15 protein-coding genes are annotated in these 15,297 nt (G+C 42.9%); 5 read left to right on the forward strand and 10 right to left on the reverse strand.

Features of this window, described 5'->3' with window-relative positions; all coding sequences use genetic code 11:
- Nucleotides 1-564 precede the first annotated feature (564 nt).
- Nucleotides 565-1,272 carry an aspartyl/asparaginyl beta-hydroxylase domain-containing protein gene (locus M2273_RS26840; protein ID WP_429400860.1) on the forward strand — a complete coding sequence of 236 codons (708 nt, stop codon included), beginning with the start codon at nt 565-567 and terminating at the stop codon, nt 1,270-1,272.
- Between the two features lies 1 nt (nt 1,273).
- A complete protein-coding gene (locus M2273_RS26845; protein WP_429400861.1) occupies nt 1,274-2,224 on the forward strand; it encodes a hypothetical protein in 951 nt (316 codons plus the stop codon).
- A gap of 37 nt (nt 2,225-2,261) precedes the next feature.
- Here the strand turns inward: M2273_RS26845 and M2273_RS26850 are convergent, their stop codons facing one another.
- The 10 genes from M2273_RS26850 to M2273_RS26895 all read right to left on the reverse strand — a co-directional run bounded on the left by M2273_RS26850 (nt 2,262) and on the right by M2273_RS26895 (nt 11,735).
- Nucleotides 2,262-2,735: an RrF2 family transcriptional regulator gene (locus tag M2273_RS26850; RefSeq protein ID WP_429400862.1), complete on the reverse strand. Its 474-nt coding sequence runs from the start codon at nt 2,733-2,735 to the stop codon at nt 2,262-2,264.
- Nucleotides 2,736-2,771: 36 nt separating this feature from the next.
- Nucleotides 2,772-3,086 (reverse strand): iron-sulfur cluster assembly protein, encoded by a 315-nt coding sequence (locus M2273_RS26855; protein WP_429400863.1) that lies wholly within the window; start codon nt 3,084-3,086, stop codon nt 2,772-2,774.
- A gap of 11 nt (nt 3,087-3,097) precedes the next feature.
- The gene (locus M2273_RS26860) at nt 3,098-3,541 is read right to left on the reverse strand and encodes a SufE family protein (RefSeq protein ID WP_429400864.1); all 444 of its coding nucleotides are present in this window, start codon (nt 3,539-3,541) and stop codon (nt 3,098-3,100) included.
- A complete protein-coding gene (locus M2273_RS26865; RefSeq protein WP_429400865.1) occupies nt 3,538-4,782 on the reverse strand; it encodes a SufS family cysteine desulfurase in 1,245 nt (414 codons plus the stop codon). The genes M2273_RS26860 and M2273_RS26865 overlap by 4 nt, the downstream gene beginning before the upstream one ends.
- A gap of 4 nt (nt 4,783-4,786) precedes the next feature.
- The gene (gene sufD / locus M2273_RS26870) at nt 4,787-6,100 is read right to left on the reverse strand and encodes a Fe-S cluster assembly protein SufD (protein WP_429400866.1); all 1,314 of its coding nucleotides are present in this window, start codon (nt 6,098-6,100) and stop codon (nt 4,787-4,789) included.
- An 8-nt stretch (nt 6,101-6,108) separates the two neighbouring features.
- Nucleotides 6,109-6,888 (reverse strand): Fe-S cluster assembly ATPase SufC, encoded by a 780-nt coding sequence (sufC, locus tag M2273_RS26875; RefSeq protein ID WP_429400867.1) that lies wholly within the window; start codon nt 6,886-6,888, stop codon nt 6,109-6,111.
- Nucleotides 6,889-6,934: 46 nt separating this feature from the next.
- Entirely contained in the window at nt 6,935-8,380 is a 1,446-nt protein-coding gene (gene sufB / locus M2273_RS26880; RefSeq protein WP_429400868.1) for a Fe-S cluster assembly protein SufB, read from the reverse strand.
- Nucleotides 8,381-8,506: 126 nt separating this feature from the next.
- Nucleotides 8,507-10,060 carry a lipase maturation factor family protein gene (locus M2273_RS26885; protein ID WP_429400869.1) on the reverse strand — a complete coding sequence of 518 codons (1,554 nt, stop codon included), beginning with the start codon at nt 10,058-10,060 and terminating at the stop codon, nt 8,507-8,509.
- Nucleotides 10,061-10,102: 42 nt separating this feature from the next.
- On the reverse strand, nt 10,103-10,894 hold the full coding sequence (locus tag M2273_RS26890) for a DUF2182 domain-containing protein (RefSeq protein ID WP_429400870.1): 792 nt from the start codon (nt 10,892-10,894) through the stop codon (nt 10,103-10,105).
- A 43-nt stretch (nt 10,895-10,937) separates the two neighbouring features.
- Complete coding sequence (locus M2273_RS26895; protein WP_429400871.1) at nt 10,938-11,735, reverse strand: DUF899 domain-containing protein; 798 nt, start codon at nt 11,733-11,735, stop codon at nt 10,938-10,940.
- A 323-nt stretch (nt 11,736-12,058) separates the two neighbouring features.
- Between M2273_RS26895 and M2273_RS26900 the strand changes: the two genes are divergently transcribed.
- The 3 genes from M2273_RS26900 (at nt 12,059) to M2273_RS26910 (ending at nt 15,233) form a co-directional block, all read left to right on the forward strand.
- Nucleotides 12,059-13,735 carry a phospholipase D-like domain-containing protein gene (locus M2273_RS26900; RefSeq protein WP_429400872.1) on the forward strand — a complete coding sequence of 559 codons (1,677 nt, stop codon included), beginning with the start codon at nt 12,059-12,061 and terminating at the stop codon, nt 13,733-13,735.
- Between the two features lie 300 nt (nt 13,736-14,035).
- The gene (locus tag M2273_RS26905) at nt 14,036-14,317 is read left to right on the forward strand and encodes an SMI1/KNR4 family protein (protein ID WP_429400873.1); all 282 of its coding nucleotides are present in this window, start codon (nt 14,036-14,038) and stop codon (nt 14,315-14,317) included.
- A 415-nt stretch (nt 14,318-14,732) separates the two neighbouring features.
- A complete protein-coding gene (locus M2273_RS26910) occupies nt 14,733-15,233 on the forward strand; it encodes a cupin domain-containing protein (protein ID WP_429400874.1) in 501 nt (166 codons plus the stop codon).
- Nucleotides 15,234-15,297 lie beyond the last annotated feature (64 nt).

Genomic DNA, 15,297 nt, shown 5'->3' on the forward strand with positions numbered 1-15,297 from the left:
AAAAAACTATATCTATAAACTATATTCTTTAAATAATGAGTATAGATAAAAACTATGGGTATTACTACTTAATGCCAATAGCCTTGTATAACTTTATAATAATAAAATATCAGGGGGTAAATTCAACGCAAAACAACAGTAACTGCTTTTGATAGATATTCATTTTAGGCTTAGGTTTATTACGATAAATATAATTACTTTTAATATATTATTATAATTTTTTTTATTCAGTTTTTAAATCAAAAAACAACATGATATATGCGCTAATCACATTAACCATATTTCCCATCAAGCACATACCAACCACTTAAGGCAATAAATTAAATAATTTTATAAACAAACAGCACAATTAGTTAATAATTAATCAATAGTTTACCACTTGCTATAATTTATTATTTACCAAATCTCTACTAAAAACATAAACTTAAATAGGGTGAAAACAGCTTTTTTAATGGGTATTTTCAGGTATAAAAAAACATAAACTGATTTGTATACTTACCAACAAACAAGCACTTTCGGGAAACCTTATTTTAACACTCAGGATAAAATGATAAATAACGATCTATGATCCGCTATGCTAAACTACCGCTGCCTTATGATCTCAAGGCTATGCAAAAAGAATTAATCTTGTTTCAAGGAGAATGGCAGGCACATTTTAACACACTTTATTATGAGGGATCATGGACGGGAATAACATTAAGATCACCAGGAGGCGGCACTAAAAATATCATACCCGACCTGATAGCCGATGCCGATTACCAGGATACCGCATTTATGCAACATTTTAAGACGGTAATAACCTTGATATCACATATCAGCTGCCCAATTATGGCTGTACGTTTTTTAAATTTACAGGCTGGGGCAGTAATAAAACCACACAGAGACAACGAATTAGCTTTTGAAATGGGTGAAGCACGTTTGCATTTCCCAATTATTACCAATCCCCTCGTATCATTTAATATAGAGGATACCAGCATTCCCCTGCAAGCCGGTGATTGCTGGTATATAAATGCCAATTTAACGCACAGTGTAGCAAACATGGGTTCCACAAACAGGATCCATTTGGTTATTGATTGTAAGGTAAACGACTGGCTAAAACATATGATGAGCCAGGCAACCGAAGTATCCTATAAAGAAGATGATAGCCGCAATCTGCTAAACATTATCAGGGAGCTTAGGATGCAAAATACGAATACCTCAAATAAATTAGCCGCCGAACTGGAACAACAGCTAACAGTAATCAATACCATACATACACCGGATATTAAATAATATGCATGAGTTAGCGCTAAAAAACTGGATCCCGTATAAACTTGAAAACAAAGCAGCGCAATTGCAATGTTATTGGTTAAATACTTTCGCCGAACCCTTTACCGAGCCTTTTTTTGACGATACCCTTATTAAGTGCAGAAGGTTGAGTGATGGACACCCTCTATTTGAATCGGTAAGTGACCTTGCCATGCTCAAAGAATGGGCGACCGGCTTAGATAGCCTTGAACCGGCCGCTTTTATTTTCCATATATCGCGTTGCGGGTCAACATTGGTTTCACAATTACTGGCAACATCTAATGAGCATATTGTACTTTCAGAAGTACCTTTTTTTGACGATTTGCTTCGTTTACCTCATCAGGGCAGTAATTTCAATCAAGATACGGTATCAGATTTATTGGTTGCCGCTATAAAATTTTACGCGCAAAAAAGAACGGGACAAGAGAAACGCTTATTCATTAAAACAGATAGCTGGCATATATTTTTCCATAAACAATTAAGAATTATTTACCCGGAAGTACCTTTTATTTTGATTTACCGAAGTCCTGACCAGGTATTGGCATCGCACATGAAAATGCCGGGGATGCAGGCAGTGCCTGGTTTAATTGAACCAGCTATATTTGGATTTAAGCCTGAAGAAATAATGTATAACCGGCCCGATATTTATATTTCAAATGTGCTTGAAAAGTATCTGGATCAATATCATGAAATTATAGCAACCGACCGCAAATGTTTGCTGCTTAACTATAATGATGGCCCGGTTGCTCTGATTAAAAAGATTGCAGCTTTTACAAATACGCCGCTGAGTAAAGAAGCCTTATTGAGCATGGATGAACGAAGCCGCTATCATTCTAAAAGACCAAATGAACCTTTTTCGGAAATAAGTCCACTTCAAAAGCCTCCATTTCTGCATAAGGCCATGGAGCTTTATCAGGCATTAAATTCTAATTTATAATTGTTGTATAGGCTCAATGGAGGCGAATAAAGTAGTATCAGGACAATACCCTGGTGTGTTGCGCCATGAGTGTATGGAGCAGCTGAAGCGATGTTTGTTCAGAACCAACCAGGTCGGCCAAAGTTATCTGATCCAGTAGTTGATCAACCGAGAGCTGGATCATTTGCCAGAGTGAACGCACTGAGCAGTCAACAGAATTGGTACATAAAGGACGTACGCCCGAGTAGTTTCCGCAAAAGTTCTTGCTAAACAAAGTACCACCCAGTAATTTCAATACCTGGTTAATATTGATCTGGCCGGCAGGGCGGGCCAGTATATACCCCCCTTTGTAACCGGGTGTGCTGCTGATATACCCGGCTATACGCAATATGCGCGTAAGTTTGGCTACGTAAGCTGCCGATAAGCCTTCGGCCTCGCTTAGGTCCGGGATACTCATTCCGCTGTTATCACTGCATTTCGCAATCCGCAGTAATAACCTTAAACCATACTCTTCCTGGGCCGTAATTTTCATATTTAATTTTATATTTTGTATATGTGCTTATATCTTTTATAACATACCCAATTCGAGCTTAGCCGTTTCAGACATCATGTCCCTATCCCATGGTGGATCCCATACTACAGAAACATGTACTTCGTTTACGCCTTCAATCTGTTTTATTTTTTGTTCCACTTCTACCGGCAATGACTGCGCGGCGGGGCAGCCGGGCGCGGTCAGGGTCATCACAACCTGTACATTGTTCAAAGGCGGCATAACCGTGGTTTCGTAAATAAGCCCAAGTTCATAAATACTCACCGGGATCTCGGGATCATAAATGGTTTGCAAACAATCAATCACCTTCTGTTTTAATGCTTCTTCATTCATCGTTGTATTCTTTAATTTCCGATTGTTTTATAAACCAGCGCATAGTTTTTCATCTGCCTGATCATAGCTAAAAGGCCATTGGACCGGGTTTGTGCCAGATGCGTCATCATGCCTATCTGCTCTATAAAATCAAGCTTTGCATGGATGATCTCATCAGGCGTATGCCCAGACAGCACCCTAATCAGCATGCTGACCAGCCCTTTTACAATAACCGCGTCACTATCCGCTTTGAAAAACACCCTGCCATCACGGTAATCTGCTATCAGCCATACGGCCGACTGACATCCTTTGATCATGTTTTCCTCTACTTTATACTTTTCTTCCAATACAGGCAGTTTTTTACCCAGTTCAATGATATATTCATACTTCTCTTCCCAGGTATCCAGAAAAGAAAAATCTTCAATAATCGCTGCTTCGGTATCCTGCATTTGCCCGTTGTTGTCTGTAATCATCATGACAGCATTTTAATGGTTTTATGTAAGCCGGTAATCAATTTATCTACCTCTTCCATGGTGTTATATAGCGCAAACGAGGCCCTTACCGTGCCGGGAATATCAAAGCGTTTCATTAATGGCTGGCAACAATGGTGCCCCGTTCTTACTGCAATTCCCTGATTATCCAGTAAAATACCAATATCCTGCGGATGCGTGCCTTTGATCACAAAAGATACCAGGCTTGCTTTCTCCCTGGCTTTGCCTATAATCGTTAGCCCTGGGATGTTTTCTAATTGCTCCGTAGCGTAGGCTAATAACCCAACCTCGTGCTTCCTGATTTCGGCTTTCCCGGTTGTATTAATAAAGTCCAGCGCCGCTTTTAACGCGATGGTATCTGCTATATTGGGGGTGCCTGCTTCGTATTTATAGGGGAGCTCATTGTACGTGGTATGCTCAAAAGTTACTTCCTTGATCATCTCTCCGCCACCCTGAAAAACCGGCATATCCTCCAGAATCGCTCTTTTACCATATAGCACCCCTACGCCGGTTGGCCCATAAACTTTATGGCCCGAGAAGGCGAAAAAATCACAATCCAGATCCTGCACATCAATATCCAGATGAACGGCTGATTGCGCCCCGTCAACCAATACCAAAGCACCGGCCTGGTGAGCCGCGGCTATCATTTCTTTAACCGGATTTACCGTACCTAAGGCATTGGACACCTGAACAATGGCAACCAGCTTGGTTTTATCAGTCAACAGTTCTTGATAAGCCTTTAAGGAAAGCTCGCCATTTTCTGTAACCGGGATCACTTTGAGTACAGCATGTTTTTCATTACACAGTATTTGCCAGGGCACAATGTTTGAATGATGTTCCATCCCCGAAATGATGATCTCGTCGCCTGCATGAACATTTTGCCTGCCCCAGGTATAGGCTACCAGGTTAATGCCTTCCGTGGTTCCCCTGGTAAAAATGATCTCTTCAGTAGCAGCCGCGTTAATAAATTGTTTTACTGCATAACGCGACGCCTCATAAGCTGCTGTAGCTTCCTCGGCCAGGGTATGGATGCCCCGGTGAATGTTGGCATTATAACCGGTATAATAATCATTAAGGGCATTAATAACGCTTAATGGCTTTTGTGATGTTGCCGCATTATCAAGGTATACCAATGGCTTATTCTTAACCATACGGCCCAAAATAGGGAATGCCTGCCTAATGGCATACACATCAAAAGCGGGCGATATCGTGCTATATGTTGTCATTCTTTTATTTATCATTAAAAAGCTGCGCGGTAATGAGTTGCCTTATATGTTCGCGGAGCAATTCAGGTTTTACCTGTGCCAGTATATCTGAGGCAAAGGCCTGTAGCAACATAGCCTGTGCATTTTCTTTGGGGATACCTCTTGCTCTTAAATAAAACAAGGCTGTTTCATCCAGTTGCCCCACGGTACAACCGTGTGAACATTTTACATCATCCGCAAAAATTTCCAACTGGGGTTTGGTATTAATACTGGCCTGATCAGATAACAGGATATTTTTATTGGATTGATAAGCATTGGTTTTTTGCGCATCCGGCTGTACCATGATCTTTCCATTAAATACGGCGGTTGCTTTATCATCCACAATTCCTTTATAAAGCTGGTTGCTGAAACAATTTGGCCTGCGGTTATCAACCAAAGTATGGTTATCAGCATGGGTATGGCCTTTTAGCATGTATAAACCATACAAATGTGTTTCATTGCCCGCTGCATCCATTACCAGGTTCATATTATTGCGGATCATGCCGCCGTTAAGCGTAATGGTCACCGCATGCACATAACTCCGTCCGGCTTGCCGGATATGCGTTGTGCTTACCTGGTTGGCATTAGCCGTGTCGTTCTGTAATTTATAATATTCAATATGGGTGTTATCGTTAACTACCACTTCCATTACCTGGTTGGTAAAACTATCTGATCCACCTATCGTTTGATACGTTTCCACCAGCTGCAGTTTACTTCCTTCGGCGGCATATATCAGACTGCGGGGCTGGGAAAGTGTATGATACTCCCGTGCGTCTGAAAGATAATACAGGTAAACAGGATGCTCCAATTGTTGCCCTTTAGCGATATGAATAAATACCCCGCCATAGATGAATGAGGTATTAAGTGCATGGATCCCGTCTTTAATATACTTACCGCTTTGCCCCAGATGTTCCTTAACCAGTTCTTTATATGGCCCATTTGCAGCATCTTCCAATGGCACCACTGTTAATTGATCGCCGGGAGAACGGATGTTGGAAAACGTGGGTATAAACCGGCCATTTACAAAAACCAGTTCATTGGCGCCTGAATGTCCCGGCAAGCGAATGGAATCAACATCCGTCAGGTTAAGAACAGGCTTCTCATCAACCGCTGCAACGTGATACTCCTTATCAAACAAACTGCTGATATTGGTATATTTCCACTCTTCGTTACGTAAAGATGGAAGGCCGGCGCTGCTAAAACGGTCAAAGCTTTCTAAGCGCATTTTGGCAATTTCGTTATCCGGGCTTGCACCCTGCAACTGTTCAAACCGGTCCTTAAAATAACTTACATCTGTCATGATCCTGTTCAATTTGTACCTGCCGGTAAGCCTTCAGTTAAATTAACCTCATCCTTAATAAAATCATACCCTTTTTCTTCCAGTTCCAGAGCCAGCTCCTTACCTCCTGACCTAACCATACGACCATTGTACAACACATGTACAAAATCAGGCTGCAGGTAATCCAGCAAGCGCTGGTAGTGGGTAATGATCAGTATAGCCCGATCCTTATTGCGCAATTGATTAACACCATTAGCTACAATGCGCAGGGCGTCAATATCCAAACCGGAATCCGTTTCGTCCAATATGGCCAGTTTGGGTTCCAGCATGGCCATCTGGAAAATTTCGTTACGTTTTTTCTCGCCACCAGAAAAACCCTCATTAACAGAACGGCTCAATAAAGCCTGATCAACATTAACCAGGGCCATCTTCTCTTTCATCAGTTTCAAAAAAGCAACGGCATCCAGCGCCTCTTCTCCAAGGTATTTCCGCTTTTCATTCACGGCTGCTTTAATGAAATTTGTGGTGCTTACCCCAGGTATTTCTACCGGGTATTGAAATGCCAGGAACAAACCTTCACGAGCCCGGTCTTCGGGTGGCATAGGCAACAGGTCTTTGCCAGAAAAGGTAACTGAACCCTGGGTTACTTCATATCCTTCTCTGCCTGCCAATACCAGTGCAAGTGTACTTTTCCCGGAACCATTCGGCCCCATAATGGCATGAACTTCCCCTGGCTTGATCTCCAGGTCAATCCCGTTTAGTATTTGCTTCCCTTCAATGGACGCATGTATATTTTTTATAGATAACATAACAGTTCTATACGTATTTTATAAATAATCTGTGTCTTTCAAAAAATTATCCAACACTACCTTCCAGGCTAATGGCCAGCAGTTTTTGTGCTTCTATGGCAAACTCCATCGGTAGCTGATTCATGACCTCTTTGGCAAAGCCGTTAACGATCAGTGCTACGGCGGTTTCGGTATCAATACCCCGTTGCCTGCAGTAAAAAAGCTGATCTTCACCTATTTTTGAGGTGGTTGCTTCATGCTCAATAATTGAAGTTGTATTTTTAACTTCGATATAAGGAAAGGTATGCGCGCCGCACTTATCACCCAGTAACAGGGAATCACATTGTGAATAATTACGGGCATTGGTGGCCCATTTGCTGGCGCGTACCAGCCCGCGATAACTATTGTTACTATGGCCTGCGGAGATCCCTTTAGCTACAATCCTGCTTTTGGTATGCTTACCCAAATGAATCATTTTGGTACCGGTATCAGCTTGTTGAAAGTTATTGGTAAGCGCGACCGAGTAAAACTCGCCGATGGAATAATCGCCCTTTAAAATAACGCTGGGGTATTTCCAGGTAATAGCCGAGCCGGTTTCTACCTGAGTCCAGGAAATCTTGGAACGTTCGCCCAGGCATATGCCCCGTTTGGTTACAAAATTATAAATACCACCGCGCCCTTCCTTGTCGCCGGGGTACCAGTTTTGAACGGTGGAATATTTGATCTCCGCCTTATTTAACGCCACCAGCTCCACTACGGCGGCATGCAGTTGATTTTCATCCCGCATAGGAGCTGTGCACCCTTCCAGGTAGCTTACGTAGCTATCATCTTCGGCGATGATCAGCGTGCGCTCAAACTGGCCCGAATTTTCTGTATTGATCCTGAAATAAGTGGATAACTCCATTGGGCAGCGTACACCTTTAGGTATGTAGCAAAATGAACCATCGGTGAATACAGCGGCATTCAGCGCTGCAAAATAATTATCGGTCATGGGCACTACAGAACCCAGGTATTTTTTTACCAGTTCGGGATGCTGTTGTATGGCTTCGCTCATGGAGCAAAAGATCACCCCAATTTCAGATAATTGCTTTTTGAATGAGGTTGCGACAGAAACACTATCCATCACCACATCCACAGCCACACCGCTCAGCCGTTTTTGTTCATCAAGCGAAATGCCCAGTTTTTCGAAAGTGCGGCGCAATTCCGGGTCTATCTCATCAAGACCGTTTAACTGCGGTTTTTGCCTGGGTGCAGCGTAATAAATAATATCCTGGTAATTGATGGGCGGGTAGGTTACGTTAGGCCATTTAGGCTCTTCCATTTTTAACCATTGGGCATAGGCTTTAAGGCGCCATTCCAGCATCCAGTCGGGCTCGTTTTTTTTGGTCGAGATCAGGTGGATAACCGATTCGTTGATCCCCTTCGGAACTATGTCCGTATCGATATCAGTAACAAAGCCGTATTTATAATCATTTGATACGGTTTGTTCCAGTGTGTTCAGTTCTTCTTTCATTATGCCTGTCTTTAAGTGGAATCAGCAATAATTACTCTACAAAGATACGTCATTCCTTGTTTATACAAAAAAGTATAAACAATATGACAATGTTGTAACTTTTTACTAATCCTTAAGCAAATCACCTTAGCGAATCCATCCTGCACCTTTTAGAAATTCGATCAGGCGCGGATCTTTAGCCGAAAGGGGCGAAATCCAAATGTTGATTTGCTTACGGTTCCAATAAAGGCGCGCGGGATTACCCGGCCTGGCAAACGTATAACGATATAGAACTGCCCGGATAAATCGCGGTGGCTTAGCGGGGAAAGGATTACCGGCGAACAAGTTTACAGCGCCGGGGTCATTATGAAGGAGTTTCCACACCAGATTATACGTCCATAGATATTGATCTGGAGACGACATGGCGGCGAACCACATTTGCCAGTCTAAACGCAACTGGTAGGGAGCTATTTGTGGCGACCCTTTGTCAAGAGATACAGGCAGACCTTTGTAGATATATGGTTTCCAGTTGGCTTTATCGTCAGGCTTCTCATCCATCGTTCCTTCGAATATTACGTTCAAACGTTCCCGCCCCACGCTTCCGAATGCACCATAGGTATTTACGAGATCCAGCGGGTCAAATGAGGAATTCATGATTTGCCCCGGCGATAGAATATTAAGTGCAGGGCGAATGCTAAGGAGTACAACAATACCGGTAACAACCCAGGCGGTGGTTAACATTGGTCTGGATACTTCGGCACGACCAGCAGCGGTTTCGGCCTTACGAACGAGCTTACGGGGAAGAAGCCTGGACCAGAAGCTGTCATCAAAACAGGCTAAAGCAGGGACAATAGTGAGCCAGTTTAAAAACGAGAGGTTACCACTGAGTATAATGTTGATCTGGAATAACACGATCACCAATCCTGCCAGGTGACGTGCAAGTTGTGGCCAAAATACGAACCATGGTGCTACAAGCTCGGCCAGCCAATTGAACCAAACGCCAATTTTCAAAACTATACGCGGTAAAAAATGGAGCCACCGGCTTAACGGACCAGGGATGGGCTGTGTTTCAAAATGGTAATAGAGGGCGGTCCCGTTACGCCATATTTCATCTCCACGAAACTTGATCAATCCGGAGCCAAGCATGATACGGCAAATGAGCCAACGGAATAAAACGATGATTGGCATGGGTGGCGCGCGCTTGGGAAATGGACGCATATCGAGCAACGGACAAAGAAAGATAGCGAGAAACCCGGTTTCGGAAAGCTGGATTTCCCAGCCGTATCCATACCAATCTTGTCCTACATGAACAAAGGACATGTAAAGAAACCAAATAACAGCCACTAATAACGCATTGGCATAGCCTGACACTACTACACAGGATAGCACAAATCCGATCCAGGCCGTAGTTAAAAGTGCCGTATCAGAATGCCAGAGCCAAAAGAGTGACGGCAATCGTACGAAACCAGCTCCTGGGGATCCCAGTGCAGCGCTCACCTGCTTCAGGTAAATATCTACCGGAAGAAGCCCATCAGAGCCTATCAAAGGAACGATCTGATTAATTGCCACAAGAAAAGCCACCGCGTAGATTACGCCCAGCAAACGAAGAATGACAAAGCGGGTAAGCCAGTAGGTTGGCGGGGTACCCGGCATACGAAAAACGCTATCGGCATTGCTATCCATTTTGTTTTCCACTTCCATTTGCAATTCTTTATATCAGGCACATCATTGCATAATATAAAGTTAAAAAATTCCGACTGCCTGGGCGATCAGAAAAAAAGCAGCTGCAATACCAATGGCTCCAATAGTACCAGTAACCCATTTACTGGCAGGTGCGAGGCGTTCAAAGGTGATTGCCAAGGTTACAATAGCCATTCCAAAAAGGTTCATCATTCCCATGACAAGCAGAATCGACATCAGACCCGCGGAGCACCGGGTACACTGGACTCCGAGGTGCAGCCCATGTTTCCAGGCCGTGCGGGCGTTATCAGGCGCCGTTTGCCCCCGGAAGGGCAATTCCCGGCAGCACGTAAGTTGATGCAATTTCCAGTCGGTGAGCTGGAGTAAGCCTACGGCCAATACGACTATTCCGACCGCAAGCGGCACGATTAAGGACAGCTCCTTATATTGCATTAAGATTGCATTAAGTCCAACCCCCAGTGGAAAAACGGCCAATCCAACGATTGTCCAGACAAAAAAATAACCAAGTCCTACTAAGATGGTCAGCCAGCCTAAACGCCTTGTACTTGTCGTCTGAACGGCCTGGCGATAGCGCAACAGCATGGGCACCAGGCACGGGATCATCATAGCCAACATCATGACATCCCACATAGCAAGGAAGGATGCTGTGGCATTGAACAGCGACTGTCCATACATGGGCATCCACGTCATAGACATACTCCAACCACCGGGCATCGGCATTTCTTGCATCGCCGACATGGATACGCACCATACAATTGTTACCACCACACTGGCAGTAAAGAGCAATGCAACTATTCCCCAAAACGTTCGAAGCGCATTTCTATCAGACGTCATATTTCCAGTTTCGGTTTATTAAGGCGACTAAATTTTTCCCATCCTAATACTCGTCATGCCGGCGCCACCAAAAACCTGTTTCGTTGCGTCCCAGGGGCGCACGGTCAAGCCATTGGTACACGCTCCATAGGCCATCCAATCCACGCGAATAGGTAGAATAGGTATGATAAACCTCGCCGTTCTCCAGCACAAAAGCGCTCAAGCCCGGCCGCTCACGGGTAAACGTTGCAATGTCGGTTCCGGCCATCCTGGCAACCTGTGCAACAGTACCTTCGTCATTTACAGTTTCCCATTCCCGCACTGTTTCACCTGCAAGCGGCTCACCTGTTCCGGTCTCGCGTTGGTAATTGTATTCTATATCTCCGCTGCGCTGCTGCTCCTCAGTGAACCAGACATTGAAGTCGGAGTTAAAATCGCTACCGAACGAAGATGCCCAGGGAAACGTCCAGCCCAGTCGCTGCTTATATTCCTTCAGTTTTGCAAACGGTGCGCGTGATACCGCGGCAAGCATCACATCATGATTCGCCAAATGAACCGCTATTCCATTGAAGCCGTCGGCGATTGCCGAGCAGGCCGGACATCCCGCCTTATAATCAGGCCCGAACATGAAGTGATATACCAAAAGTTGTGAGCGGCCTTCAAAGAGGTTAGCCAGTGAAATACTTCCCTTTTCGGTTTCAAATTTATATGCCTTGTCTATCTTAACCCAGGGCATTTCTGTTCGGTGACGCGCTACCTCGTCACTGCGCCTGGTTAATTCTTTCTCTTCCTTTAGCAGCTTCAGTCTTGCTTCCAGCCACTCTTCCCTTGTCCCAACCCTGTGTTTTTTTTCGTTTTCCATATCATTATTATTTATTATTAGATGTGTTGCCCGAACTTAAATTACCGGTATAAAATGAACTTTTTATTGAGAACAGATTTGCACGTCATTACTGGCCAGATAAAGTTGATAGCGATATACCTGCCCACTTTATCTTATAAACTTATTTTCTTTCGATGCCATATAAATGCACAAACACAGTGCCATTATCATTATATGGTCGCAAGCGGATCGACATCCTGCAAACCGATTTAATTTATAATTTATATTGCTTATTTACAAGCAATTATATATATTTAATTGTTTTTAAATCCTCCCAAATTATTCCATTTAACCTTACTCACATGCGTAAATCATCAACCTCAGAAGGATTTAAAGTTTTGGCAGTTGCAGGAACTTATGTAGTAACCCTTGGTTTTCACCTGCCTGAAAATAAATGCAATAACCTTTTAGGCTTTTCTATTCACCGGACGGATCATACGGAGAATGAAGCCTATTATCTGGAAGGAATGAAGGCATTTGTGGAAACAGATCCCGGCTTTCCGTCCGGCTCTCTCTATTCTACTAAAGATCACCCGATACAAAGTTTTCAATGGGCTGATTATTCTGCCAAACCAGGCCATGTTTACACCTATTTGATCAGTGCCTTGAAAGGAACTCCACAAGTATTAGTAAAATTTGCATCCGTTTCCATTAAGATAACTACAGAATCTCCTGAATCTGGCGATCATGATGTTTACTTTAACCGGGGAGCCGCGGCATCACAGGAATATATACGGCGGTTTGGGAATAAAAAACCGAAAGACGTTGTACCCGAGCAACCGGTTTGGGATTGGTTATCCAGGGGATTATATGAAGCAATGGTACTTTTTGTTAAAAGCTGTGTTCCAGGCAAGCATAAGCTTCGTATCGCCGCTTATGAATTTCATTATGAGCCGTTTTTGATGGAATTGAAAAAAGCGTCGGACGCAGGAGTGGATATTCTCATTGTCTATGATCACCGGAAGGCTGATCCGGCTAAAAAGAACGAGGCTACTGTAAACAAATGCGGGCTTTCTGAAATATGCACCAAGCGTATTATGGGCAAATCATTTATTTCGCACAATAAGTTTATGGTCAAACTTGATGGTGATGAAGTGATCAGCGTTTGGACCGGCGGCACCAATTTCTCTAACGGAGGAATCTTCGGGCACTCTAACGTAGCGCATGTTGTTGAACAAGCACCGGTAGCTAAGCAGTACCTGGCTTATTGGACGGCTTTGCATGATGACCCTAAACAGGCAACCATTCAGTCTGCAAATGAAGCATTAACGCTGGTACCCAAAATTCCAGTTTCCAGGGGAACAGCTGCATTGTTTAGTCCAAGAAAGTCGCTTGACGCGTTAACCTTTTACGGCAAACTGGCTAAGACTGCCAGGCAAGGCTTATTCATGACCTTTGCATTTGGGATCAATGAAATTTTTAAAGATGTTTATCGCGATTCAACAGCTAAGGTAAGGTTTGCGCTTCTGGAAAAGAAAACGCGTTCAATGAGCGAAAAGACACCTGAGGACCAAGCCAAAAAGAAAGCCGAGGAAGAAGCGATTCAGCAACTAAGAAATTTGCCCGAAAATGTTTTTGCCATAGGGTCTTTTATCGAGACCAATGAATTTGATGGATGGGTAAAAGAGCAACTCACGGGGTTAAATCCAATGGTTAAATATATTCACAACAAATTCATGCTCATTGACCCACTTAGCCAATCACCAATCGTAATTACGGGCTCAGCAAATTTCAGTGATGCCTCAACCACCAATAATGACGAGAACATGCTTATTATAAAAGGTAATAAAAGAGTTGCAGATATATATCTTGGAGAATTTATGCGCTTGTTCTCTCATTTTTCATTTCGGGAATCTCTTGCATTTCGCAAGCCCAATAATCCGCCTAAACCGCTTAATACAGGAGATTGGTGGAAGGATAGTTTTGGGGATACACCAAGGTCATCAAGAAGGAAGTTTTTCGCCAAAGTAACTGTTTAGCGTGTGGTTGATGTATAAGAAAAAGCCGATAGCATTTCTGCTATCGGCTTTTTCTTTTGGCTCCGGACAGTGGCGTTTTCTCGAACCAATTCATTGAGAACTTGCGAAGAATTGGAAATTTGGGCGAGCAATACTTATGATTTCTTTGCTTTTAAACTTAAAATCTGATCTAAGATTTACAGAGGATTGCAAACATTGGAGAAGATCTCTTGAAAGATTTCAATAACAAGTAGTGTTACTTTAACCTTTTGATATAAATTAATTCAGAGTAATTTAGTATTGATTTGACATAACTTTAAAATGAAGGATACCCTTAAAGAAATCTCTCTGTTAGCAATCCAACTAAATAGGGAAACGTTTACTGATGAACAAAAAAATGTTGAATGGCTGGGGAATATTCCAGCTCAAAAAGAAGAAATAAAATTGACGGAAAACAGATTGGGTATTGAACTTCCCGATGATTATAAGAGTTTCCTTTTGCTAACAAATGTTTTTTTTACACCTTGCGATTCTACAGAGCCGACCTTTGAACCGGTTAGCAAGGTCGATTATCTCAAAAAATATCGATACTTATTTACTTGAAATTTGGAACGAGGGAGTGCTTATTGATGTAGGCGAGCAATTAAATAAAGCAATTGTAATTGGTGGTATGAATGACGAGCAATATTTTTTTCTTATCCCACCAGATTATCCAGACAATAAATGGCAATACTGGAAATTCGCAAACTGGATTCCTGGCGAGCAACGGTATGAAAATTTAGAAAATTACTTTCAATCTGTTTTAGATTTCATAAAGGGTCTGCATAATAAGTCTTAAAGGATTTCGAAAAAAGGCTTTTTGATAGGGGAAAACTCTTGCTCTTGATGCTGGGCTCGAACAAGCTCCTCTCTGATTAACAAGAAAAAGTAGCATATAAAATATAGCTGATCAGACTATTCTGTTTATCTGGTTATTTTATCCATAATAGTTTGAACTTTAACTTATAAATCAAACGCTATGAAAAACTCAAAACCAGCCCCATTTACAATAGGGGCTCAGGATGGCAAAAGCCTGTCGATGGCTGGCGGCACCTACCGTATACTTATTTCCGGCAAGGAAACCAATGGTGAATTTGCGACAATAGATATGCTTGTTCCACCAGGCGGTGGCCCCGGACCGCATGCTCACGCAAGCTTCCAGGAATCTTTTTATGTAATTGATGGCGAAGTAGAAGTTAAATCGGAAGCCGGAACCTATACTGCTAAAAAAGGTTCATTTATTTGTATCCCCAAAGGCGGTATTGTACATGGCTTCAAAAACAAGGCAGATAAAACAGCACATCTGCTTTGCATGGTGGTACCATCCGGACTGGAAGAAATGTTTATGGAGCTGGGCACACCTGTTGCCACGGGCACCTTTTTACCGCCATCTCCACCTGATCCGGAAATGTTAAAAAAAATGCAGGAAACCGCTGAAAAATATGGACAGCAATTATTTCCGCCCGACTACCTGGATTAAGGCGAATGATGCTGAAAGGATCTATGAGATATTTATTATATTAGAGTAAATTTAACCTACTGAA

The organism is Mucilaginibacter lappiensis (assembly GCF_050433765.1).
Taxonomy (GTDB): Bacteria; Bacteroidota; Bacteroidia; order Sphingobacteriales; family Sphingobacteriaceae; genus Mucilaginibacter; species Mucilaginibacter lappiensis_A.